Below are 26,834 nucleotides of genomic sequence, written 5' to 3' on the forward strand. Positions count from 1 at the left end.
CTCCTCACTTCGAAAGTCAAGCGCTTGTTTTCGCTTTTCTTTCGGCGCCCACTTCACAAGGAAGCTGGCTCATCAGTCCGGCGTGTTCTGCCGTGCTGGTAGGGGCGCATTATAGGGAGCCAGGCCGGGATGACAAGAGGAAATCTGCGAAAAATGGCACTTTTTGCCGTTTAGTGGTTCGAATGCCTATTTATCAAACAAAAAGCCCCGCATCGGCGGGGCGTTAACGAGCAATGGCGCGGGTTTGCTACCTTTTTGACCAGAACTCCCGTGCAAAACTGCGCACCTTTTCCCAATCGGTAAACTCGAGATCCTTGCTGGTGTCCGTGCTGCCCCCGGTCAACCTCATGATCAGCTGGATGATGCGGGTCTGCCACCAGTTATAGCGGGAGTATTGCAGCGCACCGGCAAACACCCCCAGCGTCTTCGGCTTCCACGGCGAGAGGCGCAGGAACTTCTTCATATAAGCATTGGTTTGCGGTGTCTGCTTCTCGGGCTTGCGCGCCGTCAGGTTGACACAGAAGAAGGCCGCATTGGCCACTTCCAGCTGTTCATGATGTGCATGGATAAAGTTGAGCAGGCTGGGATGGAAGTTGCCGTAACGAATAGAGGCGCCGATCAACACCTTCTTGAACTTGCTGAGGTTGCACATGGGCAGGGTATGCAGGTCATGCATCACCACCTCGCATCCTGGCATCTCTTCCAGCATGGCATCCACGATTTTCCGTGTTTGGCCGTCCCGAGAAGAATAAAGCACCAAAATCTTATCCATACCTACCTCAACTACGCCAGAATGCAGGAGTAAACAGTACCAGAAGTGTGAAAATTTCCAATCGGCCAAACAGCATGGCGACCACCAGGATCCACTGGGCCGTCGCCGAGATATTGCCGAAGTTGCTGGAGACCTCCCCCAAGCCAGGCCCCACGTTGGTGAAGGCGGCCGCCACGGCCGTGAACGCGGTCACCTCGTTCAACCCCGTCATCAGCAACAGCAGCATGAAGATGAAGAACAGGATGATATAGGTGGCGAAGTAGCCCCACACCGCCTCGACGATCCGCTCCGGCACCGCCCGCCGCCCCAGTTTGAGGGTATAGATGGCGCGTGGGTGCACCAGCCGCTTGAGCTCACGCATCCCCTGCAGGAACAGGATCATGAAGCGCATCACCTTGATACCGCCCCCGGTGCTGCCGGCACAACAGCCAATAAAGGCAGAGAACATCAGCAGCATGGGCAGGAAAGAGGGCCAGTCGGCATAGCTGGTCGTGCTATACCCCGTAGTCGTACCGAGGGACACCGCCTGGAACAGACCGTGGTTGAGTGCCTCCTGCCAGGTGGCGTAGTGGCCGTGGAGCAGCAGGGAGACGAAGCAGATCAGCACCAGTACCCCTTGAATGGCCAGAAACACCTTCAATTCCGAATCGCGCAGATAACTGCTCAGCCGGACCGGCTTGTGGGCGAACACCATGAAGTGCAGGGCGAAGTTGACGCTGGCCAGCAGCAGGAACAGCACCGTGATCAGGTTGATGGCCGGGCTGTTGAAGAAGCCGATGCTGGCATCGTGGGTCGAGAAGCCCCCCACCGACAGGGTGGAGAAGGAGTGACAGATGGCATCGAACAGGGTCATGCCGGCCATCCAGTAGGCCAGGGCGCAGAGCGACGTCAGCAGCAGATAGATGAACCAGAGCGCCTTGGCCGTCTCGGCGATGCGCGGGGTGACCTTGTTGTCCTTGACCGGCCCCGGGATCTCGGCACGATAGAGCTGCATGCCCCCGATGCCGAGCAGCGGCAGGATGGCGACCGCCAGCACTATGATCCCCATGCCCCCCAGCCACTGCAGCAGCTGGCGATAGAAGAGGAAGGCCTTGGGCAGGTTGTCCAGCCCGGTCAGCACGGTCGCACCCGTGGTCGTCAGGCCGGAGAAGGATTCGAAGAAGGCCTCTGAGACCGTCATGCCGGGCACCTCGCCCAGCAGGAACGGCAAGGCCCCCACGCTGCCCAACACGACCCAGAACAGCACGACGATAAGAAAACCCTCCTTGGAGCGGAGGTCTTTCTTATGATGGCGGTTCGGGAACCAGAGCAGGGCACCGAGCAGCAGGGCGATGAAGAAGGAATTGACAAACTCGGCACCGCCACCGTCACGGTACCCAAAAGCGACCATCGCGGGCAGCAGCATGGTCGAGCTGAATAGCGCGACCAGCAGGCCAACGATACGAATAATGCTCAGAATCTGCATTCTGGCTCCCTCTTCAGGCTAAAAGAGCGATGGATTCTAGCCATCTAAGGGACGAAGAGATACCCGGCCATGAGTCCTATCTGTCAGTTCCTGGGCAATCCGGGTCCAGATGGCGGCATCCCAGGACACCTGCAGACGGACCTGCTGACCATAATCGGCCGTCAGCAACTGACCCTGATGGGCGGAGATCAGCGCCTCCACCGCGCCCATGTCGGTATAGTCACAGCAGATAAGGGAGCTGGCTTGCGGGCGTTGAATCCGGGTCTCGAGCCGCTTGAGCGCCGCCCCCACCCCGCCGCCATAGGCCTTGACCAGGCCGCCGGTGCCCAGCAGTACGCCACCGTAGTAACGCACCACCACGGCCGCGATCTCGCCGACACCTGAGCCCATCAGCTGGGCCAGCATGGGCTTGCCCGCCGTGCCCGAGGGTTCACCGTCATCGCTGAAACCGTACACCTGGCTATCCTGTGGCGCCCCGGCGACAAAGGCCCAGCAGTGATGCCGGGCCGTTGGGTGTTGCCGCTTGACCTCGCCGATCCAGGACTTGGCATCCTCGACCGTGGGGGTGTGAGCCAGCAGGGTGATGAAGCGACTCTTCTTGATCTCCTCACTCAATTCCATTGGCGCCGCAGGGATGGCATAGGCTGCCGCCATCAGAGCCCCGCTTGTCTGGTGAGATTCTCCACCCCGTTGGCATGCAGCACCACGTTGTCCTCGATGCGAATACCACCGAAGGGACGCAGCGCCTCGACCTTGTTCCAGTTGACACGCTTGCCCTGATCGCCCTGACGCAGCGGCTCCAGCAGGCTGTCGATGAAGTAGAGGCCGGGCTCGATAGTAAACACCTGACCCACCTCCATCACCCGAGTGCAGCGCAGGTAGGGGAACTGCTCGGGTGCCGGCAGATGGGTGCCGCGCTCGTCCTGCATGAAGCCACCCGCATCGTGTACCTGCAGGCCGAGGAAGTGGCCAAGGCCATGGGGGAAGAACACATTGGTGACGCCGGTGTGGATCATCTCGTCCACCGACATGTCCACCAGTTCCACGGCCTGTAACAGGCGCGCCAGCCTGTGGTGCATCTGCAGGTGTAGCTCGCTGTAGCGGCGACCCGGTTTGATCTCCTCGATGATCTCCTGCTGCTGCGCATCCAGCGCCGCGATCAGATCGGCGAACTCGCCACGGCGCCAGGCCCAGGTGCGGGTGATGTCGGAGGCATAACCGTGATAATCCACCCCGGCATCGATCAGGAAGGAGTGGCGCTCCGCATCCGGCACCCGCTGGGTAGACAGGTGGGTGTAATGGAGGATGGCGGCGTTGCGGTTGATGGCGATGATGTTGCCATAGGGTGCCTCATTGGCGCCCTGCCCAACCGCCTTCATATAGGACAGGTTGATCTCGAACTCGCTCGCCCCGGCCATGAAAGAGTCCTTGGCGGCGATATGGCCACGCACGCCGATGCGGTTCGCCTCGCGCAGACACTCCAGCTCATAGGGCGTCTTGTAGGCGCGGTGATAGTGCAGGTAGTTGAGCACGGCCTCCGGGTTGGGCTGGCCCAGCCCCAGCAGCTGGCCCACCTCGAGGTGACCGCCCAGATAGGCCCACTCCTGCTTGTCGGCGGGCAGATAATCCGCCACCTGCTCCGGCTTGGTCAGGAAGCGAATGTCGAAGAAGTCGACCCAGAAGGCATTGGGCAGGTCCGCCACCTTGTGCCAGAAATCCACCGGGCGATAGAACAGCAAGACCGGCTTGCTCACCCCATCCACCAGCAGCCAGCAATGGGGATTGTCCAGCACCGGCAACCAGGCCTTGAAGTGTGGATTGACCTTGAAGGGGTAATCCTGATCGTCGAGGAAGATGCGGTGTGTCTGGCCCGAATGAATGGCCAGGCCGCCGAGCCCCTGCTGTTGCAGTATGTCGCGGGTGCGTTGCTGTAGGGTGTCGAGGTGCTGGGCAAAAAGTTGACTGTAACTGCTCATGGCGTCCTGCTCCGGGCAAATGTGGCTTCAGCATAACATCAAGCGAATTCTGGCTCGAACCGTCAAGCTGTCGCTTCGTGAGGTAACGCATAGGTTACAAGGATTTTGTTATGAAACAAAAACCAACCATTAACAAATAAAGAACAATTCAATACACTGCCAGCAGATATAAGCAGTCAGGAACAATTCATGCACAACCTTTGCCTGTGGCAACCGGATCAGGACAGGATGCAAGGCTCCAACCTCCATCAGTTTATGGCCGAGGTCAACCACTTCCATGACCTGCAGCTGCGCAGCTATGCCGACCTGTACCAATGGTCGGTGGAGAAGACCACCCGCTTCTGGCCGCTGGTGTGGCAGCACTGTGGCGTCAAGGGCGAGCTGGGCAACATAGTGGCGGAGAACCGCCAGGACATGCAGCGCTCCCGCTGGTTCCCGGACAGTCGCCTCAACTTCGCCGAGAACCTGCTGCGCCGCCAGGACGAGAGCCCGGCCATCATCTCCCGCATCGAGGGAGGGGCGAGCCAGACCCTGAGCTGGGCCGAGCTGGGGGCGCGTGTCGCCCGCCTGAGCCAGTGGTTGCGTGCGCAGGGCATAGGGCGCGGCGATGTGGTCGCCGCCTATCTGCCCAATATTCCGGAAGCCGTGATCGCCATGCTGGCCACCACCAGCCTGGGGGCGGTCTGGACCTCTACCAGCCCCGACTTTGGCGAGGCCAGCGTGGTGGAGCGCTTCGGTCAGACCCGGCCCCGGGTGCTGTTCGCGGTGGACGGTTATCGTTACAACGGCAAGGGGATCGACATTCAGGCCAAGGTGGCCAGCGTGGTCGGACAGATCGACAGCATAGAGCAGACGGTGATGATCCCGCTGCTCGGCCATCCCCTGTTGCTCGGCCAGGATTGGCAACAGATCCTGGCCAGCCAGCCGGACGCCAGCCTCAGCTTCGAGCCCATGGGCTTCAACGATCCGCTCTACATCCTCTATTCGTCAGGCACCACCGGCAAACCCAAGTGCATAGTCCACGGCATCGGCGGCACCCTGCTGCAGCACCTCAAGGAGCATCAGCTGCACTGCGACGTCAAGCCGGGGGAGCGGGTGTTCTACTTCACCACCTGCGGCTGGATGATGTGGAACTGGCTGGTGAGCGCCCTCGCCTCCGGCGCCACTCTGGTGCTCTACGATGGCTCTCCCTTCTACCCAGACGGCAACGTGCTCTGGGACCTGGCCCGTGACGAACAGGTCAGCCTGTTCGGCACCTCCGCCAAGTATCTGGATGCCTTGCACAAGCAGGGTTATGCCCCGATCAAGACCCACCAGCTGCCGGCCCTGCGGCTGATCTGCAGCACCGGCTCAGTGCTCTCGCCGGAGGGGTTCGACTACGTCTATCAGGGGATCAAAAAAGATGTACAGCTCAGCTCCATCTCCGGCGGCACCGACATCTGCTCCTGCTTCGTCATCGGCAACCCCTTGAGCCCTGTCTATCGCGGCGAGAGCCAGGGCCGTGGTCTGGGGCTGGCGGTGCAGGTGTTCAACGAGGCGGGCCAGCCGGTGCAGGGCGAGAAGGGGGAGCTGGTCTGCACCAAGCCGTTCCCGGCCCAGCCCATCTACTTCTGGGGCGACGAGAACGGCGACAAGTATCACGCCGCCTACTTCGATCGCTTCGACAACATCTGGTGCCACGGCGACTGGATCGAGCTGACCGACACCGGCGGCGTCCTCTTCTATGGCCGCTCCGATGCCACCCTCAACCCGGGTGGCGTGCGCATCGGTACCAGCGAGATCTACCGCTACGTGGAGCTGCTGGACGAGGTGGAGGAGAGCATCGTCATCGGCCAGCAGTGGCAGCAGGACGAGCGGGTGGTGCTGTTCGTCAAGCTCAAGGCCGGGCTGCGGCTCGATGAGCTGCTGCGTGAGCGTATCCGCCAGCAGATCCGCCAACACTGCACCGCCCGCCATGTGCCCGCCCGCATCCTGCAGGTGGATGCCATCCCCCGTACCAAGTCCGGCAAGATAGTGGAGCTGGCGGTGCGCGAGGTGGTGCACAACAGGCCCGTCAACAACACCCATGCCCTCGCCGATCCCGAGGTATTGAACCAGTACCGCGACCGGCCGGAACTGGCCAGCTGAGCCGGACCAGCAGAATAAAGGCGCCTCCTGGCGCCTTTATTCTGTCTCGTCACCCAGAACGAGTTTTTACTCGAGATCTGTTAAACAATTGTTTTAAATAGGTGTTGAAATTGTCTTATTTTGGATCAATAGTGAGCCTCGCCCCCTGCTGGGGAGAAAGGAGCAAAGCCCCCCACCGCGTGGGAACAAGGAGACACTCTCATGATCTACCAAGGCGAAACCCTGTCGGTCAGCTACCTCGAACACGGCATTGCCGAGCTGAGGTTTGATGCCCCGGGTTCAGTCAACAAGCTGGATCGCGCTACCCTGCTCTCGCTGAGCGAAGCGATCGCCGCATTACAACAAGAACGTGAACTAAAAGGTCTGATCCTCACCTCTGGCAAAGACGCCTTTATCGTCGGCGCCGACATCACCGAATTCCTGGAACTGTTCGATCTGCCGCAAGAAGACTTGCTCGGCTGGCTGAAGAAAGCCAACGACATCTTCAGTGCCATCGAAGATCTGCCAGTACCGACCCTGTCCGCCATCAAGGGCCACGCCCTGGGCGGCGGCTGCGAAACCATACTGTCCACCGATTTCCGTCTGGCTGACACCACCGCCAGGATCGGCCTGCCCGAGACCAAACTCGGCATCATGCCGGGCTTTGGCGGCACAGTCCGCCTGCCACGGGTGATCGGTGCCGACAACGCGCTGGAGTGGATCACCACCGGCAAGGATGTCCGTGCCGATGATGCCCTCAAGGTGGGTGCCATCGATGCCGTGGTCGCCCCGGATGCCCTGCACGGCGCCGCCCTGCAGATGATGAGAGACGCCATCGCCGGCAAACTGGACTGGCAGGGCCGTCGCGCCGCCAAGAAGGCACCGCTGCGCCTCTCCAAGCTGGAAGCCATGATGAGCTTCAGCACCGCCGCCGGCATGGTCGCCGCGGTGGCAGGCAAGCACTACCCGGCCCCGATGATGGCCGTGAAGACGGTCGAGGCCGCCGCCGGCATGAGCCGCGACGAGGCCCTCGTTGTCGAGGCGCAAGGTTTCATCAAGCTCGCGAAGACCGACGTGGCCAAGGCCCTGGTCGGCATCTTCCTGAACGATCAGCACATCAAGGCGCTGGCCAAGAAGGCTGCCAAGCAGGCTGCCAAGGCCACCAGCCACGCCGCTGTGCTCGGTGCCGGCATCATGGGGGGCGGCATCGCCTACCAGTCCGCCAGCAAGGGCATTCCGGCGGTGATGAAGGACATCAACGAGAAGGCGCTGGCGCTTGGCATGGGCGAAGCCACCAAGCTGCTCAACGGCCAGCTCGAGAAGGGCCGCATCGACGGCATCAAGATGGGCCAGGTGCTCTCCGCCATCACACCCACCCTGAGCTATGACAGCGTCAAGCACGTGGATCTGGTGGTCGAGGCCGTGGTCGAGAATCCCAAGGTGAAGGCCGCCGTGCTGGGCGAAGTGGAAGCCATCATAGGTGATGACGCCGTGCTCGCCAGCAACACCTCCACCATCCCCATCTCCCTGCTGGCCAAGGGGCTGAAGCGCCCCGAGAACTTCTGCGGCATGCACTTCTTCAACCCGGTGCATCGCATGCCCCTGGTGGAGATCATCCGCGGCGAGCAGACCAGCGATGACACCATCAACCGCGTGGTGGCCTACGCCGCCGCCATGGGCAAGTCGCCGGTGGTGGTCAACGACTGCCCTGGCTTCTTCGTCAACCGGGTGCTGTTCCCCTACTTCTTCGGCTTCAACCAGCTGGTCGCCGATGGCGCCGACTTCGCCGCCGTCGACAAGGTGATGGAGCGAGAGTTCGGCTGGCCCATGGGCCCGGCCTACCTGCTGGACGTGGTCGGCATCGATACCGGTCACCATGCCGGTGACGTCATGGCGCAGGGTTTCCCGGCGCGCATGAGCAAGACCAGCCGCACCGCCATCGATGTGATGTATGACGCCAGCCGCTTCGGTCAGAAGAATGGCAAGGGCTTCTACGCCTACGAGCAGGACAAGAAGGGCAAGCCGAAGAAGGTGGCCGATGTCGCCGCTTACGAGCTGCTGGCCCCCATTGCCAAGCCGAAACAGGATTACGACAAGGACGCCATCATCGCCCGCATGATGATCCCCATGATCAACGAAGTGGTGCTCTGCCTGGAGGAAGGCATAGTCGCCACCCCGGCGGAAGCGGACATCGCGCTGGTCTATGGGCTGGGCTTCCCTCCCTTCCGTGGTGGCGTGTTCCGCTATCTGGACACCATAGGTCTGGATCGTTACGTGGCCATGGCCGACCAGTATGCCGATCTGGGCCCGCTCTACCGCGTCAGCGACAAGCTGCGTGCGATGGCCGCCCAGGGCAAAACCTTCTACTGATTGCGGAGAGGAGATCCATTCATGAAAGACGTAGTCATTGTCGACTGTATCCGGACCCCCATGGGCCGGTCCAAGGGCGGCGCCTTCCGCAACGTGCGTGCAGAAGATCTGTCCGCGCACCTGATGAGCTCCATCCTGCTGCGCAACCCCAACCTCGATCCGAACGAGATCGAGGACATCTACTGGGGCTGCGTGCAGCAGACCCTGGAGCAGGGCTTCAACATCGCCCGCAACGCGGCCCTGCTGGCCGGCATTCCCAAGCAGGTCGGCGCCGTCACCGTCAACCGCTTGTGCGGCTCCAGCATGCAGGCGCTGCACGATGCCTCCCGCGCCATCCAGGTGGGTGACGGGGACATCTTCATCATCGGCGGCGTCGAGCACATGGGTCACGTGCCCATGAGCCACGGCGTCGACTTCCACCCCGGCATGGCCAAAACGGTGGCCAAGGCCTCCGGCATGATGGGGCTGACCGCCGAGATGCTGGGCAAGCTGCACGGCATCAGCCGTCAGCAGCAGGACGAGTTTGCCGCCCGCTCCCACCGCCGCGCCCATGCCGCCACCCTGGAAGGACGCTTCGCCAGGGAGATCGTCGGGCTGGAAGGCCATGACGCCAGCGGCGCCCGCTTCTTCTACGACTACGACGAGGTGATCCGGCCTGAGACCACGGTCGAGACCCTGGGCCAGCTGCGCCCGGTGTTCGACCCGGTCAACGGCACCGTCACCGCCGGCACCTCCTCGGCCCTGTCCGACGGCGCCGCCGCCATGCTGGTGATGAGCGCGGATCGGGCCAAGGCACTGGGGCTGACCCCCCGTGCCAGGGTACGAGCCATGGCCATCGCTGGCTGCGACGCCGCCATCATGGGTTACGGCCCGGTGCCCGCCACCCAGAAGGCGCTCAAGCGGGCCGGTCTGACCGTCGGCGACATCGACCTGTTCGAGTTGAACGAGGCCTTCGCCGCCCAGTCCCTGCCCTGCGTCAAGGATCTGGGGCTGCAGGATCTGGTGGACGAGAAGGTGAACCTGAACGGCGGCGCCATCGCCCTGGGCCACCCGCTCGGCTGCTCCGGTGCCCGCATCTCCACCACCCTGATCAACCTGATGGAAGAGAAGGATGCCACCCTGGGGGTCGCGACCATGTGTATCGGTCTGGGCCAGGGCATCGCCACCGTGTTCGAGCGGGTGTGATGAACTGAAAGTCGCTGATCCGGCCATCTCGGCTAGATCAGGGTATCGCCCGCACTCGTGGGTGAGGGCGATACCGAATTGTCTGCTGTGGGGTCGGCCTGACCGACCCGTCATCGAGTCTGTGGAGATCGCCACACGGGGTGATCTCCTGCCGTCGGAATCTGCGTGTTGGCCGCCCCGTTTGGGTCGGCCTTTTTTCTTCTCAACCCCGGATCTGGGGCTATATTGCCCATAACCTCACATTAGGAGGGGGGCTTGCTTGCTTTTTGCCCCCTCGACAGGTTCAATCTGCACAAAAAAATGGGTGGATGCACATACATATGTCAACGAGCAAACAATTGCTGATCGTCGACGACGACCAAGAGATCCGCGAGCTGCTCAACGAATACCTGAGCCGGGCCGGCTTTCAGGTATTGACGGCGGCAGGGGGCGACGAGATGCGTCAGCAACTCGCCCAGCACAGCCCGGATCTGATCATCCTGGACATCATGATGCCCGGCGACGACGGCTTTACCCTCTGCCAGCAGATCCGTCGCGACTCTCAGGTGCCCATCATCATGCTGACCGCCGCCTCCGATGAGGCGGATCGGGTGATCGGCCTCGAACTCGGCGCCGACGACTACATCGCCAAGCCGTTCAGCCCGCGCGAGCTGCAGGCCCGCATCAAGGCGCTGCTGCGCCGGGCCGAGTTCCGCCAGCCGGAAAAAGAGAAGGAGCCGAGCCGTCGCCTGCGCTTCGCCGACTGGACTCTGGACACCCTGAGCCATCAGCTGACCCACGACGACGGCAGCCTGCTGGATCTCTCCGGCAGCGATGCCCTGCTGCTCGGCATGTTCCTGCAGCAGCCCGGCGTGGTGCTGGACCGAGACACCATCTCGGATGCCACCCGTGGCCGCGAGAGCCTGCCGATGGAGCGCGGCATCGACGTGCAGATCAGCCGCCTGCGCCAGAAGCTCGGTGACAACGGCAAGAGCCCGCGCATCATCAAGACCATACGGGGCAGCGGCTACATGCTGATCGCCGAAGTCCACGAGATCCCATGAAAGACCAGACGTTCTGGCAGGCGCAGCGCCATAGCTGCGGCTACCCGCTGATCGACAAGAGGCACGAGATCCCATGAAAAGCCGGCGGTTCTGGCAGGCGCTGGTGCCCCGCTCCCTGCTGTCGCGGATGCTGTTGCTGTTGCTGCTCGCCATCCTGCTCTCCCAGACCATACTCACCGGCATCTGGATGCAGCAGATCCAGAAGCGGGAGCTGGAAGGCATGCTCAGCACCACCCGCAACCTGGCGCTGTCGGCCGCCTCCACCGTCAACTTCTTCAAGTCCCTGCCGCTGCAGTACCGCCATATCGCGCTGGACCAGCTGCGCAACATGGGGGGCAGCCGCTTCTTCGTGTCGCTGAACGAGGAGGAGATCCACATCAGCGCCATCCCGGACAGCGAGCGCAAGACGCTGGTGCTGAAGGAGGTGGAGGAGGTGCTCGCCCGCAAGCTCTCCGACGCCATGGCCATCAAGGTGGATTTCTCCCGTCCGGAAGAGCTGCACGTCTTCAACAACGACACCCTGCTGGCGGATCTGCCCTCCTCCTGGGCCCGCTACACCCTCTCCCTCGAACCCATCAATCCCCCGGTGCTGGTGACCCAGATCGAGATAGAGCCGGGGGAGTGGCTCTACCTGGCGGCCCTGTTGCCCGCCCCCTACATGACGCTCGACGATACCGTGATGCCGAGCAACCAGGTGCGCTTCATCGCCCTGATGACGGTGTTCCTCTGCTTCTTCACCTTCCTGCTGGTACGCTGGCAGACCCGGCCCCTGCGCCGGCTCGCCAAGGCGGCGGTCAATCTCGGCAAGGACATCGATCAGCCTCCCCTCAAGGAGGAAGGGGCCTCCGAGATAGTGGCGGCGACCCGCGCCTTCAACATCATGCAGCAGCGTATCCGCCGCTTCATCGATGACAGGGAGCGACTGTTCAGCTCCATCTCCCACGATCTCAAGACCCCCATCACCCGGCTGCGGCTGCGGGTCGAACTGCTCGACAACGAGACCCAGATCGCCAAGTTCAGCAAGGATCTCGACGAGCTGGAACTGATGGTGAAGGGGGCGCTGCAGACGGTGAAGGAGACCGACATCCACGAGAACATCGAGCTTATCGACGTCAACCTCCTGCTGGAGCAGATGGCCGAGGCCATGAACCTGCACGAGGACCGGCTCACCATAGAGGGGCACTGCAAGTGGCCCTATCGCGGCAAGCTGCTGGCGCTCAAGCGCTGCATCGGCAATCTGGTGGACAATGGCATCAAATATGGCCAGAAGGTGCGCATCATCATCATGGATGACGAAGAGATGCTGATCCTGTTCATCATGGACGAAGGTCAGGGCCTGCCGGAAGATCAGCTGGAGCGCATCTTCGAACCCTACTACCGGTTGAGCTCGGATCCCTCGGGGACCGGTCTCGGCCTCGGCATCGCCCGCAACATCGCCCACGCCCACGGCGGCGATCTGGTGCTGGAAAATCGCCCGCAGGGTGGCCTGCAGGCCACCCTCTCCCTACCAAGGTAGTAACCTTATGAAGTGGTTGTCTTTTTCTGTCATAGCCCTGTTGTCCCTGCCGGTCGGCGCCGCCCAGGTGGAGGTGCTGCACTGGTGGACGTCCGGCGGTGAAGCCAGGGCGGTGGAGGTGCTCAAGTCGGAATGGGCGGAGCGCGGCAACCAGTGGAACGACTTCGCGGTGCAGGGCGGCGGCGGCAAGAGCGCCATGACGGTGCTCAAGAGCCGGGCGCTGGCGGCCAACCCGCCGGAGGCGGCGCACCTCAAGGGCTATGAATTGCACGAGTGGGCCGGGCTCGGCTTCCTGCGCGACCTCAGCCCCATGGCCGAACACCTCGGCTGGTACCCGCAGCTCTCCCCCATGGTGCGCGAAACCCTCAGCCAGAACGGCGCCCTGATGGCGGTACCGACCGGCATCCACAGAGTCAACTGGCTGTGGCTCAACCGCAAGGTGTTCGAGCGGCTGGGGCTGACCCCGCCCACCGACTGGAACCAATTCGTAGCGGTGGCGGAGCAGCTCAAGGCGCAGGGGGTAGCGCCGCTCGCTATCGGCAACGAGCCCTGGCAACTGGCGGTGCTGTTCGAAACGGTGGCGCTGGGGGAAGGCGGCAAGGCGTTCTACCGCAAGGCCTTCCTGGAGCAGGACGAGGCGACCCTGACCGGACCCGACATGGTGCGGGTGCTGACCCGCTTCCAGCAGTTGCGCGGCTACGTGCCGGAGAAGTATGCCGGGCTGAAGTGGCACCAGGCCACCAACCTGCTGGAGAGTGGCGGCGCCGCCATGCAGATCATGGGGGACTGGGTGAAGGGGGAGCTGAGCGCCGGCAACTATCGGCCAGGGGAGGATATCGAATGCCTGCCCAGCCCGGGTAGCCAGGGGCTGTTCAGCTACAACCTGGACTCCATCGCCATGTTCAAGCAGCGGGATCCCGCCCAGATACAGGCCCAGGGCGAGCTGGCCCAGTTGCTGATGACGCCGAAATTCCAGGAGGAGTTCAACCGGGTGAAGGGTTCCATCCCCGCCCTCAACCAGCCGGACATGAGCAGGTTCGATCGCTGCGCCATCCGCTCCTACGAGGACTTCCGGCTGGCGGAGCGCGATGGCAACCTGCTGCCCAGCATGGCGGAGGGGATGGCCACGCCGACCAACATGCGCCAGGCGATCATGGACGTGCTGAGCAACTTCTTCAACGATACCAAGGCCAATCCCGAGCAGACGGCGCTGCAGCTGGAGCGCGCCATGCGCTCGACCCGCTCCGGTGCCGAGCAGAAATGACAAAGGCGGATCCTGTCCGCCTTTGAGTACCGGGAGAGCCTGAGTGGCTCAGGAGCGATCGTTCTCGTCTTCGTCCTCGTCGTAGTAGTCGCTGAGCTCGATCCAGAGCCCCAGACCGATCATCACCATGGCACCAAACCAGGTACCAGTGTTTCCAATCGGGCTGCCCAACACTATCATGGCGAAAGACAGGAACCCCATGCCTGCGTAGGCTTGTAATCTGCCGTAGGAGACCTGCATATTCACACCTCCTTGTTGAATATGGTTCAATTTTTATATTACTCATCGAGCCGGGAGTGGATAGGGCCTGATCACATTTTGGTTACATATGCTGCATATCGCCCTGTAATTTGATTATTTTTTCGCCTTGAGTATTATTGGCAGCTGAATTGGTTGAAGGTTGATTATTGATGAGTGCTTTATTCTGCGACGCAACCCATGAATTGGACGCAATTGGGCTTCGTTGCCCCGAACCCGTGATGATGGTGCGCAAGAAAGTGCGGCTGATGGCCGAGGGGGAGACCCTGCTGGTCAGTGCCGACGATCCCTCGACGACCCGCGACATCCCCAGTTTCTGCCGTTTCATGGATCACACCCTGATCGCCAGCGAAACCGAGCAGGCCCCTTATCGCTATCTGATCCGCAAGGGTCAATGAGCCCAGTTCCGGAGCAAACATGACAGCCATTACCCGAATCGGCACCACGGCCCGCTGGTCAGATGTGGTTATCCACAACGGCACCCTCTATGTGGTGGAAGTGCCTGCCACCGAGACCGCCGACATTCACCAGCAGACCCGCGAGGTGCTGGACAGCCTGCAGCGTCTGCTGGAGGCCAACGGCTCCGGCGTCGACAAGATATTGATGGCCAACATCTACCTCAAGGACATCGCCGACATCGCCGCCTTCAACGCGCTGTGGGATGCCTGGCTCCCGGCCGGTACCGCGCCGGTGCGTGCCTGCGTGCAGGCCCGTCTCGCCCACGAAGGCTACAAGGTCGAGGTCCAGCTGACCGCCGCGGTCTGAGTCGAAGCGGATGGCGCCCTCCGGCAGGAGGCGTGACGCCAAACCGCCAGATAGCAAAAGCCCCGCCAGCGAACTGGCGGGGCTTTTTCGTTGCACGAGTCTAATTGATTATCAGGCGGTCGGCGTCAGGGTGATGGTCACCCGACGGTTCTGGGCCTTGCCGGCGGCGGTGCTGTTGGTGGCAACCGGCTGATCCGGGCCCACACCGCTGGTGGCGATGCGGCTACCGGCCACACCCTGACCGATCAGCTGGGCGGCGACGGCATCGGCGCGCTGGGCGGAGAGCTTCATGTTCAGCTCGCGGGAGCCGGTGCTGTCGGTGTGACCGACCACGTTCAGACGGGTCTTGTCGAACTCGGCCACCACCATGGCCACGCCGGACAGGGTGTTGGCACCGGCCGCCTTCAGCTGGGCGCTGGAGCTGTCGAAGGTGACGTTGTTCGGCATGTTCAGGATCAGCTGATCGCCGCTACGGGTCACGCTGACACCTGTGCCTTGCAGCTTCTCGCGCAGCTTGGCTTCCTGCACATCCATGTAATAACCGATGCCGCCACCCAGGGCGGCGCCGGCGGCCACACCGGTCAGGATCCCCTTCTTGCGATCCCCCTTGCTGGAGGAAAGCGCACCCACGGCGGCGCCCGTCGCGGCACCGGCCAGCGCCCCCCAGGCCCCCTTGGAGGTCTGGGATTCACCGGTATAGGGATTGGTGGTACAGCCGGACATGGCAATGGTCAGAGCAAGCGCTGGAACTAGTTTCTTGAAATGCATGGGAAAAACCTCTGAAAAAACCGACTCGAGCCGGACGAGTCGCGCATTCTACCTCAGAGGGGCGCCAGAGTGTGACGCGCACGCATCGCGGAAATGAACAAGGGGGCCTGAGCCCCCTTGTATCTTGATCACGACGGCATGGTTGCCATCACGCTCGCATCGCCTGCCCATGCAGGTCGCTCATCAGTATTTGATGTCGCGAGCCTCGTCACGGCCTTCCTGCTTGTTCTGGCGATGTTCCTGACGGCAATCGGCATTGCCGAACACACCACTGCGGCAATCTTGCTTGGCTTGGCGGGATTCCTGACGCGTGTCCTGGCGCACATCGCGGGCATCACGGCGTTGTTCCGCCTGTTCGGTTGCCAGTACCGGCGCGGCGGCCAGCAAGGCGGTAGCTGCAAGCAGCACAAATACGGACTTTTTCATGGTGACTCCTTGGCTAGGCGAAATACACCGGCTTGGCGTTACTGAAATTATACACTGAGGTCAACATGGCCGCGGCAAGGGGCCTTGTATGATGCCCACTTGCAAGCGGCCGCTCGGGATCAGTATTTGATGTCGCGGGCCTCGTCGCGGCCTTCCTGCTTGCTGTCACGGTGCTCTTGACGGCAATCGGCATTGCCGACCAGACCTTCGCGGCACTCTTGCTTGGCGTCGCGGGACTCCTGACGGGTGTCCTGACGCACATCACGGGCATCCCGGCGCTCCCCAGCCTGTTCGGTGGCCTGTGCAGGCAGAACAGCCAACAGGGAACTGGCGGCCAACAGCGCGAATACGAACTTCTTCATGATTAACTCCACAGGGTAGACGGGATACATGGATATCACGTCACTTGATTATATACGGAACCACGACTAGCAACGTCCGGCAGGGCGATCCCCTGCAGACTTGTCTGGGTCATTCACGCCGATGAGCCGAGCCTGGGTGGGTCCAGTCAGACCCGCCAGCAGGGCGGACGCTTGAGATCAGTATTTGACGTCGCGGGCCTTCTCCCGAACATCCTGCTTCACTTCACGCTTGTCCTGGCGACACTCGTAGTTGTCCTTGTTGTTGGCCTGACGACAATCTACCTTGGCCTCCCGAACCTCGGGGCGCACTTCCTGGCGCACATCGCGGGAATCCTGGCGATCGGTTGCCTGGGCAGGCATCACGGCCAGCAAAGAGCTGCAAGCCAGGATCAGACCGCCAAGGGCGCGTACACGGGATGGGATCAATGACATGGGGATTTCCTCAAAATGGTTAGGCGGATTTTGAGCAGCGATCACTGTATGCCAACTGAACCGGTGAGCTAATAATGGAGCCACCCTACCCCCGTTGGCACTCGGCATGGCAGGGGCAGGTCACCAGATGATCGTTCACCATCCCCACAGCCTGCATGAAAGCGTAGCAAATCGTACTGCCGACGAAGGTAAAACCGAGTTTCTTGAGCGCCTTTGCCATAGCGTCAGATTCTGACGAGGTAGCCGGGATGTCACCATTGCCCTGGCGCCGATTGACGATGGGGGCGCCGCCGACGAAGCCCCAGAGGAAGTCGGCGAAGTCGATCCCCTGCGCCTCCAGCGCCAGATAGGCCCTGGCATTTTTGATGATCGACTGGACCTTGAGGCGATTGCGGATGATGCCGGTGTCTTGCATCAGCCGCGCCACATCCTGCTCGTCGAAGGCGACGATGAGCCCGGGGTCGAACCCGGCATAGGCGCGGTAATAACTGTCGGTGCGCTTGAGGATGGTGATCCAAGAGAGACCCGCCTGCTGACCATCCAGGCAAAGTTTGGCAAACAGCACGCGCGAGTCGTGCACCGGCCGCCCCCACTGTCTGTCATGGTATTCGATATATTCCGGGTCCTTGGTCACCCAGGCGCAGCGTAGTTTCATTCCTTATCCCCTGTCATTTTTCCGATGCCCGACATGCCGACTGCTGCGGTGACTTCCTGTGGTAAACATCCCGGCCCAACCAGGCCCGGCACGGCGCCACCCCATGAATCCCCTGCAATTTCGCCTATTATCCGACCATGCCAGACGGTATACTCCTTCGGTTCACATTCAGCAAATCTTGCTCTGATCTCATTTCGCGCGAAAAACACTATGCAAAAATTCGATGTCAAAACCTTTCAGGGCCTGATCCTGCAGCTGCAGGACTATTGGTCCCGCCAGGGCTGTACCATCATTCAGCCGCTGGATATGGAAGTGGGTGCCGGTACCTCACACCCCATGACCTGCCTGCGCGCCCTGGGCCCCGAGCCCATCGCCTGCGCCTACGTGCAACCGTCCCGCCGTCCGACCGACGGCCGCTACGGTGAAAACCCGAACCGCCTGCAGCACTACTACCAGTTCCAGGTGATCATCAAGCCTTCCCCCGACAACATTCAGGAACTCTACCTCGGCTCGCTGAAAGAGCTGGGCATGGACCCTGAGATCCACGACATCCGTTTCGTGGAAGACAACTGGGAAAACCCGACTCTGGGTGCCTGGGGTCTGGGCTGGGAAGTGTGGCTGAACGGCATGGAAGTGACTCAGTTCACCTACTTCCAGCAGGTGGGCGGCCTGGAGTGCAAGCCAGTCACCGGCGAGATCACCTATGGTCTCGAGCGTCTGGCCATGTACATTCAGGGCGTCGACAGCGTCTATGACCTGGTGTGGTCCGATGGCCCCCTGGGCAAGACCACCTACGGCGACGTGTTCCACCAGAACGAGGTGGAGCAGTCCACTTACAACTTCGAACACGCCGACGTGGACTTCCTGTTCCACTGCTTCGAGCAGTACGAGAAAGAGGCCCAGCACCTGCTGGCTCTGGAAACGCCGCTGCCGCTGCCCGCTTACGAGCGGATCCTGAAAGCCGCCCACTCCTTCAACCTGCTGGATGCCCGCAAGGCCATCTCGGTCACCGAGCGTCAGCGCTACATACTGCGCATTCGCACCCTGACCAAGGCCGTGGCCGAGGCGTACTACGCCTCCCGCGAAGCGCTGGGCTTCCCCATGTGCAAGCGCAGCGACGAAGAGAACAAGCAAGGTTAAGGAACGGACATGGCACAACATACATTTCTGGTAGAGATCGGCACCGCTGAGCTGCCGCCCAAGGCGCTGCGCACCCTGGCCGAAGCCTTTGCCGACAACCTCAAGAGCGAGCTGACCAAGGCCGATCTGGCCTTCGGCGACGTCGAGTGGTTCGCCTCACCGCGCCGTCTGGCGCTGAAAGTGCACGCGCTGGCCGGCGAGCAGCCGAGCAAGAGCGTCGAGAAGCGCGGCCCGGCCGTCTCCCAGGCGTTCGATGCCGACGGCAAGCCGACCAAGGCCGCCGAAGGCTGGGCCCGTGGCAACGGCATCACCGTTGAGCAGGCCGAGCGTCTGGTGACCGACAAGGGTGAGTGGCTGGTCCACACCGCCAAGGTCGAAGGCCGTCCGGCCAAGGACCTGCTGGGTGAGCTGGTCGCTGCTGCGCTGGCCAAGCTGCCCATCCCCAAGATGATGCGCTGGGGCGACAAGACCATCCAGTTCGTGCGTCCGGTGTTCACCGTGACCCTGCTGCTGGACGGCGATCTCGTGCCCGCCACCATCCTGGGGATCGACTCCGCCCGCACCATCCGCGGTCACCGCTTCATGGGCAAGCCCGAGTTCACCATCGACAACGCCAGCCAGTACCCGCAGATCCTGCTGGAAAAAGGCAAAGTGGTTGCCGACTTCATGGCGCGCAAGGCCAAGATCAAGGCTGACGCCGAAGCGGCCGCTGCCGCCTTCGGTGGCGTCGCCGATCTGGACGACGCCCTGCTGGAAGAAGTCACCGCCCTGGTCGAATGGCCGGTGGTGCTGACCGCCAACTTCGAAGAGAAGTTCCTGGCGGTGCCGGCCGAGGCGCTGGTGCACACCATGAAGGGTGACCAGAAGTACTTCCCGGTCTACGACAAGAGCGGCAAGTTGCTGCCGAAGTTCATCTTCGTCACCAACATCGAGTCCAAGGACCCGAGCCAGATCATCAGCGGCAACGAGAAGGTGGTGCGCCCCCGTCTGTCTGACGCCGAGTTCTTCTTCAAGACCGATCTGAAGCAGACCCTGGCCTCCCGCCTGCCGCGCCTCGAGACCGTGCTGTTCCAGCAACAGCTCGGCACCGTCAAGGCCAAGGTCGAGCGCATCGAAACCGTCGCCGGCTTCATCGCCGAGCGCATCGGTGCCGACGTGACTCAGGCCAAGCGTGCCGGTCTGCTCTCCAAGTGCGATCTCATGACCAACATGGTCGGCGAGTTCGCCAGCACCCAGGGTGTCATGGGGATGCACTACGCCCGTCACGACGGCGAAGACGAAGTGGTGGCCGTGGCCCTGAACGAGCAGTACATGCCGCGCTTCGCCGGCGATGCCCTGCCGTCCGCGCTGGAAGCCTGCGCCGTGGCGCTGGCCGACAAGCTCGACACCCTGGCCGGTATCTTCGGCATTGGCATGCTGCCCAAAGGCGACAAGGATCCGTTCGCCCTGCGTCGCGCCGCCATCGGTGCCCTGCGCATCATGACCGAGAAGCAGCTGGACCTGGATCTGGTTGAACTGGTGGAAGAAGCGGTACGCGTCTACGGCGACAAGCTGACCAACAAAACCGTCGTCACCGACGTGGTCGACTTTATGCTGGGCCGCTTCCGCGCCGCCTATCAGGACGAAGGCATAGGTGCCGACGTGGTGCTGGCCGTGCTGGCCCGCCGCCCGACCCGCCCGCTCGACTTCGATCGCCGGGTCAAGGCCGTCAGCCACTTCCGCAGCCTGGATGCCGCCCTGGCGCTGGCTGCCGCCAACAAGCGCGTCAGCAACATCCTGGCCAAGGTGGAAGGCGAGCTGCCGACCGTGGTCAAACCGGAACTGCTGCAGGACGCCGCCGAAAAGGCGCTGGCCACCCAGGTTGCAGCACTGCAATCCGAGCTGGCCCCGCTGTTCGCCGCCGGTGACTATCAGGCCGCTCTCACCCGTCTGGCCGCCCTGCGCGAGCCGGTCGACACCTTCTTCAACGAGGTGATGGTGATGGCAGAAGACGAGGCCCTCAAGGCCAACCGTCTGGCGCTGCTAAACAACCTGCGCAACCTGTTCCTGCAAGTGGCGGATATCTCCCTGCTGCAGTAATTTGGGTTGATTAAGTGATAAAAAAACGGCGCCACAAGGCGCCGTTTCAATTTACAAAAGTATCAATGTGACAAAACCTAGAAAATGTACGTACTCATGACTACATGCAACTAAGCACTGTAACCATGAATTGAAAAATTGATTAACAACACATTTATCCTTGTATATTTGCATCATCAAAAATATAGTATTTGTCACGTGTAAGTTTTGTTTTTATTTATACAAGAGATATATATGCGCCCCATTTTTATTAGAGCATGCTTTAGACACGCCCTAAAAAAACCAGCACCACAAACTATACCTCGCTCTGGAGAAGAAGGAGCCAAAGTTGATTGCTATGCGGTCAAGATACAAATAGATAAAGACCAAAGTTTTTGGGTTGAAAGAATCTATGGAGATATTTTGTCTGGTTATATTTATGACCAGAGATCAGAACAAAGAGTACCATACGAGATGCCTCTTTCTACACTCGATACTTCCACTATAGAAATTACAAAATTTAAAGGATATTACGATTTTTCATTTAGTAGCCTAATAGAATTCTTTATCAAAGACTTCAGTTCATACATTCATATAAAGATGAGTTTTTTATCAGTCATAGATAGAACCTTACAATACGCATACAATCGCAAAACATTGCAGGCACATAAAAGAACTGAAGTGATTAAATTCCTTATTCAAAGACATCTCTATAAGAGAGAAGAGTTCAATATAGTTGACCTTATGTTGGGTCTACACTCACTTCGATTAATCAATCATCCAGATAAAAATAGAATAAAAGGAATTCTGAAGCTCTATGTTGAATCATTTATTGAGACTGGGGAAATTTTAAGGCTTGGTGGTGGTAGGTATAAAATAACAGGGAAAGCCATTTCAACTTTAGAGGAGTATGAAAACGTAGAGAGAAAACACTCTGAAAATAAACGATTACAGGAAATAATCGCTATGACAACAATAATTTTAATGCTTTTAGCTGCTGGTCTAATTAAATTTCCAGTGATGTTAGACTTTACCTAAGTTGCCCGTTGGGCATAGGTTCGATTAGCGAAGCGTAATCGGACAATCGCGAGACACTTCTCTGCAGGATCGGGGTATCCCCCACTCTCCTACTCGGGATTTACCAAAGTATCGAAAAAATGGTCGCTCCCGGAGGGTGGATGACCCCTGTCGGTCAGGTCTGCACGCCCGCCGTTTCCGTGTACAATCCCTCACTTGTTCCAGCCTCTTTTACCCGACCCGACGGCGACTCTATGAACCGCACGCCCCTGTTGTTGATGATCTGCACCACCCTGTTGGCGGCCGCTGGCTGGTTCTTCTCCAAGGAGGCGATCCGTGAGCTGCCGCCCGCCGCCTTTATCGGCAGTCGCTTCCTGCTGGCGGCGCTGATCCTGCTGCCCCTGGCCTGGCTGTACGAGCCCAGGCTCACCCGTAGCCAGCTGCTGCGTGCCCTGGGTTGCGGCTCCCTGCTCGGTCTCAACCTGCTGCTCTGGGTGACCGCCATCAGTCAGAGCGACGCCCTCGGCAGCGGCGCCTTTATCATGAGCATCGCCACCCTGATGGCCCCGCTGGCCGCCTGGGCCGGTTTCAAGACCCGCCCGGGGCGCCACTACTGGACCACATTGCCCCTGGCCGTGGCTGGCCTGCTGCTGCTCTCAAGCGGCACCGACTGGGGCGTCTCCCGCTCCCTGCTCTGGTTCCTGGCCGCCGCCATGGCCCTGGGGACCCAGCTCGCGGTCCATCGTCACTTCGCCCAGTCGATACCGGCTCGCTGGCTCACCTGCATCCAGCTGGCCATGACCGGCCTCATCGGCACCACGCTCTCCCTGCTGACCGAAAGCTGGCCGGCCTCCGTCAGTACCACCACCTGGGGCTGGTTTGCCGCCAGCGTGCTGCTCGCCACCACCTTGCGCTATCTGCTGCTGACCCTGGCCCTGAGCAAGATGACCACCACTCACGCGGCACTGCTGATGCTGCTCGAACCCGTCTGGACCCTGCTTCTCAGCACCCTCTGCTATGGCGAGGCGCTCGGGGGAGCCAAGCTGGCCGGCGCCGGGCTGGTGCTCGGGGCCCTGGTGCTCTATCAGTTGCCCCTGCTGCGCAGCGGCGCACGCCTGCCCGTGAAGGACCACAGCCCCGATTAGCAATGCGTCATCGGACCATCGCGAGACTCTTCTCTGCGGGATCGGGGTATCCCAAAGAGTCAAAAGAATGGTCGCTATCGGATGGGGCTGTCTCCCGCTTAACCCGCTGGTGAAGTGACGAGTTAGCTTCCCGTGCGTTCGATTACGCTGCGCTAATCGAACCTACAGGCACCTGCCATCTCTACGCCCCTGCCTATTATCCTCCCACCCGGCCACTGCGAGGTGGGCATGGCACTCTCAGACTGGTATGGTTTTACCATCAATTAATCAACGACCGAGGCGTTATGCAACGCAAGACCCTGGCCCTGCTGCTGGCCACTCATCTGCTGATCGGAGGCGCGGGCTTTGCCGCCGGCATCTATCTGTTGCCGATCCTGATAGCGCCACCCGCCCCCGCCGATGAACAGGTCGCGGCCAGCCAGCAACAGGCGAGCTTCAGCGGCACCTTTCGCCGGGATCTTAAAGACAGCGACCGGCTGCACTGGGGGGAAGGCAAGGTGAGCATTGGGCCGCACGCCATCAGCCTGATGGGCAAGCTGGCGCCGGGGCCCGATTACCGGCTCTACCTGTCGCCGGAATTTGTCGAGACAGAGGCGGACTTTGCCCGCCTGAAAGGCCAGATGGTGCAGGTGGGATCGGTGAAGACCTTCGACAACTTTATCGTGCCGCTGCCCGCCGGGATCGACCCGGCTCGCTACAACAGCGTCATCGTCTGGTGCGAGACTTTCGGCCAATTTATCACCGCCGCCCGTTACCGCTGATACCGGACTCTGGCAGACCCCCAGGCACAATTAGCACGGCTTAATCGGATTTTCACAATATTCGCTCTGGTGCTTATTTCAGGGGAGGATGTCAATATGCTGTCCCGGCAGATATTGATTCGATGGCAGGGCAATAATGTTTTCTACGCCTTCATTCAGCCCCAGTTAATATCTGTAGCTCATGGGTCTATATAATGGCGCCATATCTGTCATTGAATTAATTGGGATAGCTGCCGAGTCAACCCATAGATCAACATATTGGCAGCATCTACCATATGTATCACTTTAAAGGGCTTCTGCATGAAACGTCATCTTATCGTTATAGGCGCCATTTTCGCACTGAGCGCCTGCTCTTCCACTCCCAATAGTGAATATATGAAAGATGGCGCATCCGAATCCCAACGTGTCGATGCGTTATCCGAATGCCAATATCAGGTGAAGCTCAATAAGATCGAGGATGAAGAGCAGGAAGAGCTGATCAACCTGTGCATGCAAGGAAAAGGCTTCCGTCTGACCCCTGTGGAATAACCCCGCATTCCCGTCTGAATCAATCTCCGCTCAAAATAAAAAGCCCCAAATGATGACTCTATTTGGGGCTTTTCAGCCATTGGGTCGCAATGGCAAGGCCGTAATCAATGAACCTGAGGCCGATATTCCGGCTTTCACTTTACTGTTGCCGCAATCCCCTCGCCAAGGCCATGGCTCGTCAGAGCGCGACGCCTAGCTGTTGTTGCAGCAGCCGCTGCCCCTTGGCGGTCAGGGTCAGCTCGCGGCTGTCCAGCCCGCGCACCAGCCAGCCCTTGGCCAGCATATGGTCGAGCAGGCGGGCACCCAACTGGCCGCCAAGATGCATGCGCCGCTCGCTCCAGTCGAGACAGTGGCAGGCGAAGGGGCGCTTGCCACTCGCCACGCAGTCGATGCCAAGCTGACCGAAATGCTGCTCCCCCTGCGGGGTCAGTCCATAACCCTCCGCCAGCAGCCAGCCTTGGGCCATCAGGCCGTCATGGAGCCGCACCCCCAGCTCGCCCGCCAGGTGGTCATAACAGCTACGGGCGAAGCGCAGCCGCTCCGGAGTCTTGCTCCTGAGTGCACCGGCGCCCATGTCGACCAGCCCCATCAGCTGTTCAACGACCAGCGCCACCTCATGGCTCGCGATGCGGTAGTAGCGATGCTTGCCCTGCCGGACACAGGCCGTCAGCCCCTGCTGCTGGAGCCGGGCCAGGTGACTGCTGGCGGTTGAGGCCGACACCTCGGCCACCAGGCTCAGCTCGGTCGCCGTCCAGGCGCGTCCATCCATCAGGGCACACAACATGCGGGCGCGACTGCCATCGGCGATGGCGGCCGCCACCTGCGCCAATCCTTGTTCCAGGCTCTCCTGCTCGCTCATCTCGCTCCTCTCTGCTTGCCGCAGTCACTGCCACTCGGCCGTGACCCTACGGGCCTTGTCGATGTCATCGGTGACCAGGATCAGCTGGTTGGCATGGTCGCTGTACAGGGTGATGATGTTGACCGAGGCCTCCCCCAAGGCGCTGCAGATGGCCCCCAGTTGCCCCGGCACCTCCTGCTTCAGGCGGCGCACCAGCACCTCGTGCACCGCCACCACCTGCAGACCCGCCAGCTCGGCGGCCCGGGCCGCGCCGACGCCGTCCTCCACCAGAAAGTGGGCATGACCGGCTCCGCCCGTGGTGAACATGCCCCCCCCTTCCAGGCTGACACCGGCCCGCCCCATCAAGATCCCGAACTGCCCCAGTGTGCCCGGGTTATCGGGCAGCATCACGTGAATATCGTACATCCCTGACTCTCCTTGGCGATAAGAGCCCACAGATTAGTGCCACATCCAGGGCAACGCTTCGATGGCGGGCGAAGTGTCCTCACTCGCCCATGCTGGCCACAGCAAAACGGCGCCCGAAGGCGCCGTTTCTCTATATCCGCTCGACTCGCGAGGGCGGTCGATCAGCCGGTATAGACCGGCAGCAGGCCCGCCATGTTGAGCAGGTGGAACAGGGCGGTCAGCACCCCGAACAGGAAGACGGCCACTATCATCGGCAGGCCGCCCGGCGCCCGGAAGCCATCGCCGCCTTGATTCCCCTTGCCGGCGCGCACCTTCCAGGCCAGCAGGGCCGGGATGATGCAGGTCCAGAGCGTCGCCACGGCGCCGGCATAGCCGATGGCCATCAGGAAGCCGAACGGGAACAGCAGGGAGAGCAGCAGCGGCGGCAGGAAGGTGGCGGCCCAGGACTTGGCGCGACCCTGGCGGCTGTTGTCGAACTTGAACAGATCAGCCAGATAGTCGAACACCCCGAGCCCGACCCCGATGAAGGAGGAGAGGATGGCGGCCATGGAGAAGAGGTTGAGGGCGTTGGCGACGGCCTCGGACTCGATCACCGAGGCCAGCGCCTTGAGCAACACGTCGACGTTGCCGCCCTGGGCCACCACGGGTCCGAACTCGCTGCGCGGCAGGTTGCCGAACACGCTCACCAGCCAGATGAGGTAGAACAGCAGTGCGATGGCGGTGCCGCCGAGGATGGCGTAACGGGCGCGGCGCTCCTCACCGTAGTAGGCGCGCATGGACGACACCGAGTGGTGATAGCCGAACGAGGTGAGCGCCACCGGCAGCATGGCCAGCGCATAGGGCGCATAGCTGGCGTGCTGGCTCAGGGTATCGAACAGCAGGGTCGGCTTGATGTTGAGGGAGAGGCCAGAGATGCCGAACACGAAGCTCAGCCCCATGGCGATGACCAGCACCACAGAGATGCGATCCACCGCCCGGGTCGAATGCCACACCAGGCCGGAGAAGCCCAGGGTGAACAGGATGGAGCCCCAGTGGCTGCCGATGCCAGTCATGCCATCTATGATGAGGCCGGCGGAGGTGATGTAGGCGTAGAGCAGGATGCCGCCGACGAAGTAGACGGTGAGGTTGTTGAGGGCGTTGACCTTGTCCCCCAGCAGCTCCCGGGTCACGGTGTCGAAGGAGACGCGCAGCGGATAGCCCTGATAGGATTCGAGCAGCATCCAGCCGGAAACCGTCATCACTATCATGGTCAGGGTGATGGCCAGCACCGACCAGATGGTCCAGGCGCCCGCCCCGGCACTCGGCAAGCCCAGCATGCCGGCCCCCACACAGACGCCGGCAATGATACATGCCCCGCCCACCAACGATGGTTTATGTTCCATTTACTTCCCCAAAGACGATTGTTGATCTGGTCGCGACCGCGGACCGTTGCATCTGCTACGCCGGTTGTCATCGTAAGATCGCGCTCATCTGTGCTATCGGCGCCCTAGCCGCTTGCTTCTGCGTCAGCGAGGCAAGACGTGGCTGAGGCTAGCTACCGATCCCAAGATGGCAGCAG

General features: G+C 61.2%; 28 protein-coding genes. 15 read left to right on the top strand and 13 right to left on the bottom strand.

The window, feature by feature from the left end; genetic code table 11:
* On the top strand, positions 1 to 227 hold a 227-nt coding region (locus tag KW821_RS20010; protein ID WP_218292659.1), incomplete at its 5' end, for a hypothetical protein.
* 20 nt (positions 228 to 247) lie between these two features.
* On the opposite strand, the gene hemG is transcribed toward KW821_RS20010, so the two are convergent.
* The 4 genes from hemG to pepQ are packed head-to-tail and all read right to left on the bottom strand — an operon-like array spanning position 248 to position 4,213.
* Complete coding sequence (gene hemG, locus KW821_RS20015) at positions 248 to 772, bottom strand: menaquinone-dependent protoporphyrinogen IX dehydrogenase (RefSeq protein ID WP_042651613.1); 525 nt, start codon at positions 770 to 772, stop codon at positions 248 to 250.
* A gap of 7 nt (positions 773 to 779) precedes the next feature.
* Positions 780 to 2,237: a TrkH family potassium uptake protein gene (locus tag KW821_RS20020; protein WP_042651614.1), complete on the bottom strand. Its 1,458-nt coding sequence runs from the start codon at positions 2,235 to 2,237 to the stop codon at positions 780 to 782.
* A 36-nt stretch (positions 2,238 to 2,273) separates the two neighbouring features.
* The gene (locus KW821_RS20025) at positions 2,274 to 2,891 is read right to left on the bottom strand and encodes a YigZ family protein (RefSeq protein WP_042651615.1); all 618 of its coding nucleotides are present in this window, start codon (positions 2,889 to 2,891) and stop codon (positions 2,274 to 2,276) included.
* Complete coding sequence (gene pepQ / locus KW821_RS20030; protein WP_218292660.1) at positions 2,891 to 4,213, bottom strand: Xaa-Pro dipeptidase; 1,323 nt, start codon at positions 4,211 to 4,213, stop codon at positions 2,891 to 2,893. Before pepQ ends, KW821_RS20025 begins: the two co-directional genes overlap by 1 nt.
* A gap of 189 nt (positions 4,214 to 4,402) precedes the next feature.
* On the opposite strand from pepQ, the gene KW821_RS20035 reads away from it, so the two are divergent.
* The 6 genes from KW821_RS20035 to KW821_RS20060 all read left to right on the top strand — a co-directional run bounded on the left by KW821_RS20035 (position 4,403) and on the right by KW821_RS20060 (position 13,697).
* Positions 4,403 to 6,340, top strand: a complete 1,938-nt coding sequence (locus KW821_RS20035; RefSeq protein WP_218292661.1) for an acetoacetate--CoA ligase — start codon at positions 4,403 to 4,405, stop codon at positions 6,338 to 6,340.
* A gap of 201 nt (positions 6,341 to 6,541) precedes the next feature.
* Complete coding sequence (gene fadB / locus KW821_RS20040) at positions 6,542 to 8,689, top strand: fatty acid oxidation complex subunit alpha FadB (RefSeq protein WP_218292662.1); 2,148 nt, start codon at positions 6,542 to 6,544, stop codon at positions 8,687 to 8,689.
* A gap of 21 nt (positions 8,690 to 8,710) precedes the next feature.
* The gene (gene fadA / locus KW821_RS20045) at positions 8,711 to 9,874 is read left to right on the top strand and encodes an acetyl-CoA C-acyltransferase FadA (RefSeq protein WP_033132552.1); all 1,164 of its coding nucleotides are present in this window, start codon (positions 8,711 to 8,713) and stop codon (positions 9,872 to 9,874) included.
* Positions 9,875 to 10,194: 320 nt separating this feature from the next.
* Positions 10,195 to 10,917 (top strand): response regulator, encoded by a 723-nt coding sequence (locus KW821_RS20050; RefSeq protein ID WP_033132551.1) that lies wholly within the window; start codon positions 10,195 to 10,197, stop codon positions 10,915 to 10,917.
* Between the two features lie 73 nt (positions 10,918 to 10,990).
* Positions 10,991 to 12,433, top strand: coding sequence for an ATP-binding protein (locus tag KW821_RS20055; protein ID WP_042651619.1), 1,443 nt, complete (start codon positions 10,991 to 10,993; stop codon positions 12,431 to 12,433).
* A gap of 7 nt (positions 12,434 to 12,440) precedes the next feature.
* Positions 12,441 to 13,697: an ABC transporter substrate-binding protein gene (locus tag KW821_RS20060; RefSeq protein WP_042651620.1), complete on the top strand. Its 1,257-nt coding sequence runs from the start codon at positions 12,441 to 12,443 to the stop codon at positions 13,695 to 13,697.
* Positions 13,698 to 13,745: 48 nt separating this feature from the next.
* Here KW821_RS20060 and KW821_RS20065 read toward each other — a convergent pair whose 3' ends face one another.
* Positions 13,746 to 13,937 carry a hypothetical protein gene (locus tag KW821_RS20065; protein ID WP_042651621.1) on the bottom strand — a complete coding sequence of 64 codons (192 nt, stop codon included), beginning with the start codon at positions 13,935 to 13,937 and terminating at the stop codon, positions 13,746 to 13,748.
* A 170-nt stretch (positions 13,938 to 14,107) separates the two neighbouring features.
* Between KW821_RS20065 and tusA the strand changes: the two genes are divergently transcribed.
* Both tusA and KW821_RS20075 read left to right on the top strand, forming a co-directional pair.
* Entirely contained in the window at positions 14,108 to 14,353 is a 246-nt protein-coding gene (tusA, locus tag KW821_RS20070; protein ID WP_042642635.1) for a sulfurtransferase TusA, read from the top strand.
* Between the two features lie 19 nt (positions 14,354 to 14,372).
* The gene (locus KW821_RS20075; RefSeq protein ID WP_218292663.1) at positions 14,373 to 14,720 is read left to right on the top strand and encodes a RidA family protein; all 348 of its coding nucleotides are present in this window, start codon (positions 14,373 to 14,375) and stop codon (positions 14,718 to 14,720) included.
* A 111-nt stretch (positions 14,721 to 14,831) separates the two neighbouring features.
* Here the strand turns inward: KW821_RS20075 and KW821_RS20080 are convergent, their stop codons facing one another.
* The 5 genes from KW821_RS20080 to KW821_RS20100 all read right to left on the bottom strand — a co-directional run bounded on the left by KW821_RS20080 (position 14,832) and on the right by KW821_RS20100 (position 17,363).
* Positions 14,832 to 15,488 carry an OmpA family lipoprotein gene (locus tag KW821_RS20080; RefSeq protein ID WP_042651623.1) on the bottom strand — a complete coding sequence of 219 codons (657 nt, stop codon included), beginning with the start codon at positions 15,486 to 15,488 and terminating at the stop codon, positions 14,832 to 14,834.
* A 183-nt stretch (positions 15,489 to 15,671) separates the two neighbouring features.
* The gene (locus KW821_RS20085; RefSeq protein WP_042651624.1) at positions 15,672 to 15,914 is read right to left on the bottom strand and encodes a hypothetical protein; all 243 of its coding nucleotides are present in this window, start codon (positions 15,912 to 15,914) and stop codon (positions 15,672 to 15,674) included.
* Positions 15,915 to 16,033: 119 nt separating this feature from the next.
* The gene (locus KW821_RS20090; protein WP_042651625.1) at positions 16,034 to 16,276 is read right to left on the bottom strand and encodes a hypothetical protein; all 243 of its coding nucleotides are present in this window, start codon (positions 16,274 to 16,276) and stop codon (positions 16,034 to 16,036) included.
* A 177-nt stretch (positions 16,277 to 16,453) separates the two neighbouring features.
* The gene (locus KW821_RS20095) at positions 16,454 to 16,708 is read right to left on the bottom strand and encodes a hypothetical protein (protein WP_218292664.1); all 255 of its coding nucleotides are present in this window, start codon (positions 16,706 to 16,708) and stop codon (positions 16,454 to 16,456) included.
* An 85-nt stretch (positions 16,709 to 16,793) separates the two neighbouring features.
* Positions 16,794 to 17,363 (bottom strand): DNA-3-methyladenine glycosylase I, encoded by a 570-nt coding sequence (locus KW821_RS20100; RefSeq protein WP_218292665.1) that lies wholly within the window; start codon positions 17,361 to 17,363, stop codon positions 16,794 to 16,796.
* A gap of 210 nt (positions 17,364 to 17,573) precedes the next feature.
* On the opposite strand from KW821_RS20100, the gene glyQ reads away from it, so the two are divergent.
* The 6 genes from glyQ (at position 17,574) to KW821_RS20130 (ending at position 24,012) form a co-directional block, all read left to right on the top strand.
* Positions 17,574 to 18,503 carry a glycine--tRNA ligase subunit alpha gene (gene glyQ, locus KW821_RS20105; RefSeq protein ID WP_042651628.1) on the top strand — a complete coding sequence of 310 codons (930 nt, stop codon included), beginning with the start codon at positions 17,574 to 17,576 and terminating at the stop codon, positions 18,501 to 18,503.
* 9 nt (positions 18,504 to 18,512) lie between these two features.
* Entirely contained in the window at positions 18,513 to 20,582 is a 2,070-nt protein-coding gene (gene glyS / locus KW821_RS20110) for a glycine--tRNA ligase subunit beta (protein WP_218292666.1), read from the top strand.
* 234 nt (positions 20,583 to 20,816) lie between these two features.
* Entirely contained in the window at positions 20,817 to 21,599 is a 783-nt protein-coding gene (locus KW821_RS20115) for a hypothetical protein (protein ID WP_218292667.1), read from the top strand.
* Positions 21,600 to 21,832: 233 nt separating this feature from the next.
* Positions 21,833 to 22,723: a DMT family transporter gene (locus KW821_RS20120; RefSeq protein WP_218292668.1), complete on the top strand. Its 891-nt coding sequence runs from the start codon at positions 21,833 to 21,835 to the stop codon at positions 22,721 to 22,723.
* A 284-nt stretch (positions 22,724 to 23,007) separates the two neighbouring features.
* On the top strand, positions 23,008 to 23,484 hold the full coding sequence (locus KW821_RS20125; RefSeq protein ID WP_218292669.1) for a DM13 domain-containing protein: 477 nt from the start codon (positions 23,008 to 23,010) through the stop codon (positions 23,482 to 23,484).
* A gap of 300 nt (positions 23,485 to 23,784) precedes the next feature.
* Positions 23,785 to 24,012 carry a lipoprotein gene (locus KW821_RS20130; protein ID WP_218292670.1) on the top strand — a complete coding sequence of 76 codons (228 nt, stop codon included), beginning with the start codon at positions 23,785 to 23,787 and terminating at the stop codon, positions 24,010 to 24,012.
* A gap of 178 nt (positions 24,013 to 24,190) precedes the next feature.
* Here KW821_RS20130 and KW821_RS20135 read toward each other — a convergent pair whose 3' ends face one another.
* From KW821_RS20135 to KW821_RS20145, 3 genes are all read right to left on the bottom strand, one after another.
* Positions 24,191 to 24,871, bottom strand: a complete 681-nt coding sequence (locus KW821_RS20135) for a helix-turn-helix transcriptional regulator (RefSeq protein ID WP_218292671.1) — start codon at positions 24,869 to 24,871, stop codon at positions 24,191 to 24,193.
* Positions 24,872 to 24,895: 24 nt separating this feature from the next.
* Entirely contained in the window at positions 24,896 to 25,276 is a 381-nt protein-coding gene (locus KW821_RS20140) for an amino acid-binding protein (protein ID WP_218292672.1), read from the bottom strand.
* A 161-nt stretch (positions 25,277 to 25,437) separates the two neighbouring features.
* Entirely contained in the window at positions 25,438 to 26,658 is a 1,221-nt protein-coding gene (locus KW821_RS20145; protein WP_218292673.1) for an aromatic amino acid transporter, read from the bottom strand.
* Between the last annotated feature and the right edge of the window lie 176 nt (positions 26,659 to 26,834).

This window comes from Aeromonas sp. sif2416, from assembly GCF_019218665.1.
Lineage (GTDB): Bacteria > Pseudomonadota > Gammaproteobacteria > Enterobacterales > Aeromonadaceae > Aeromonas > Aeromonas encheleia.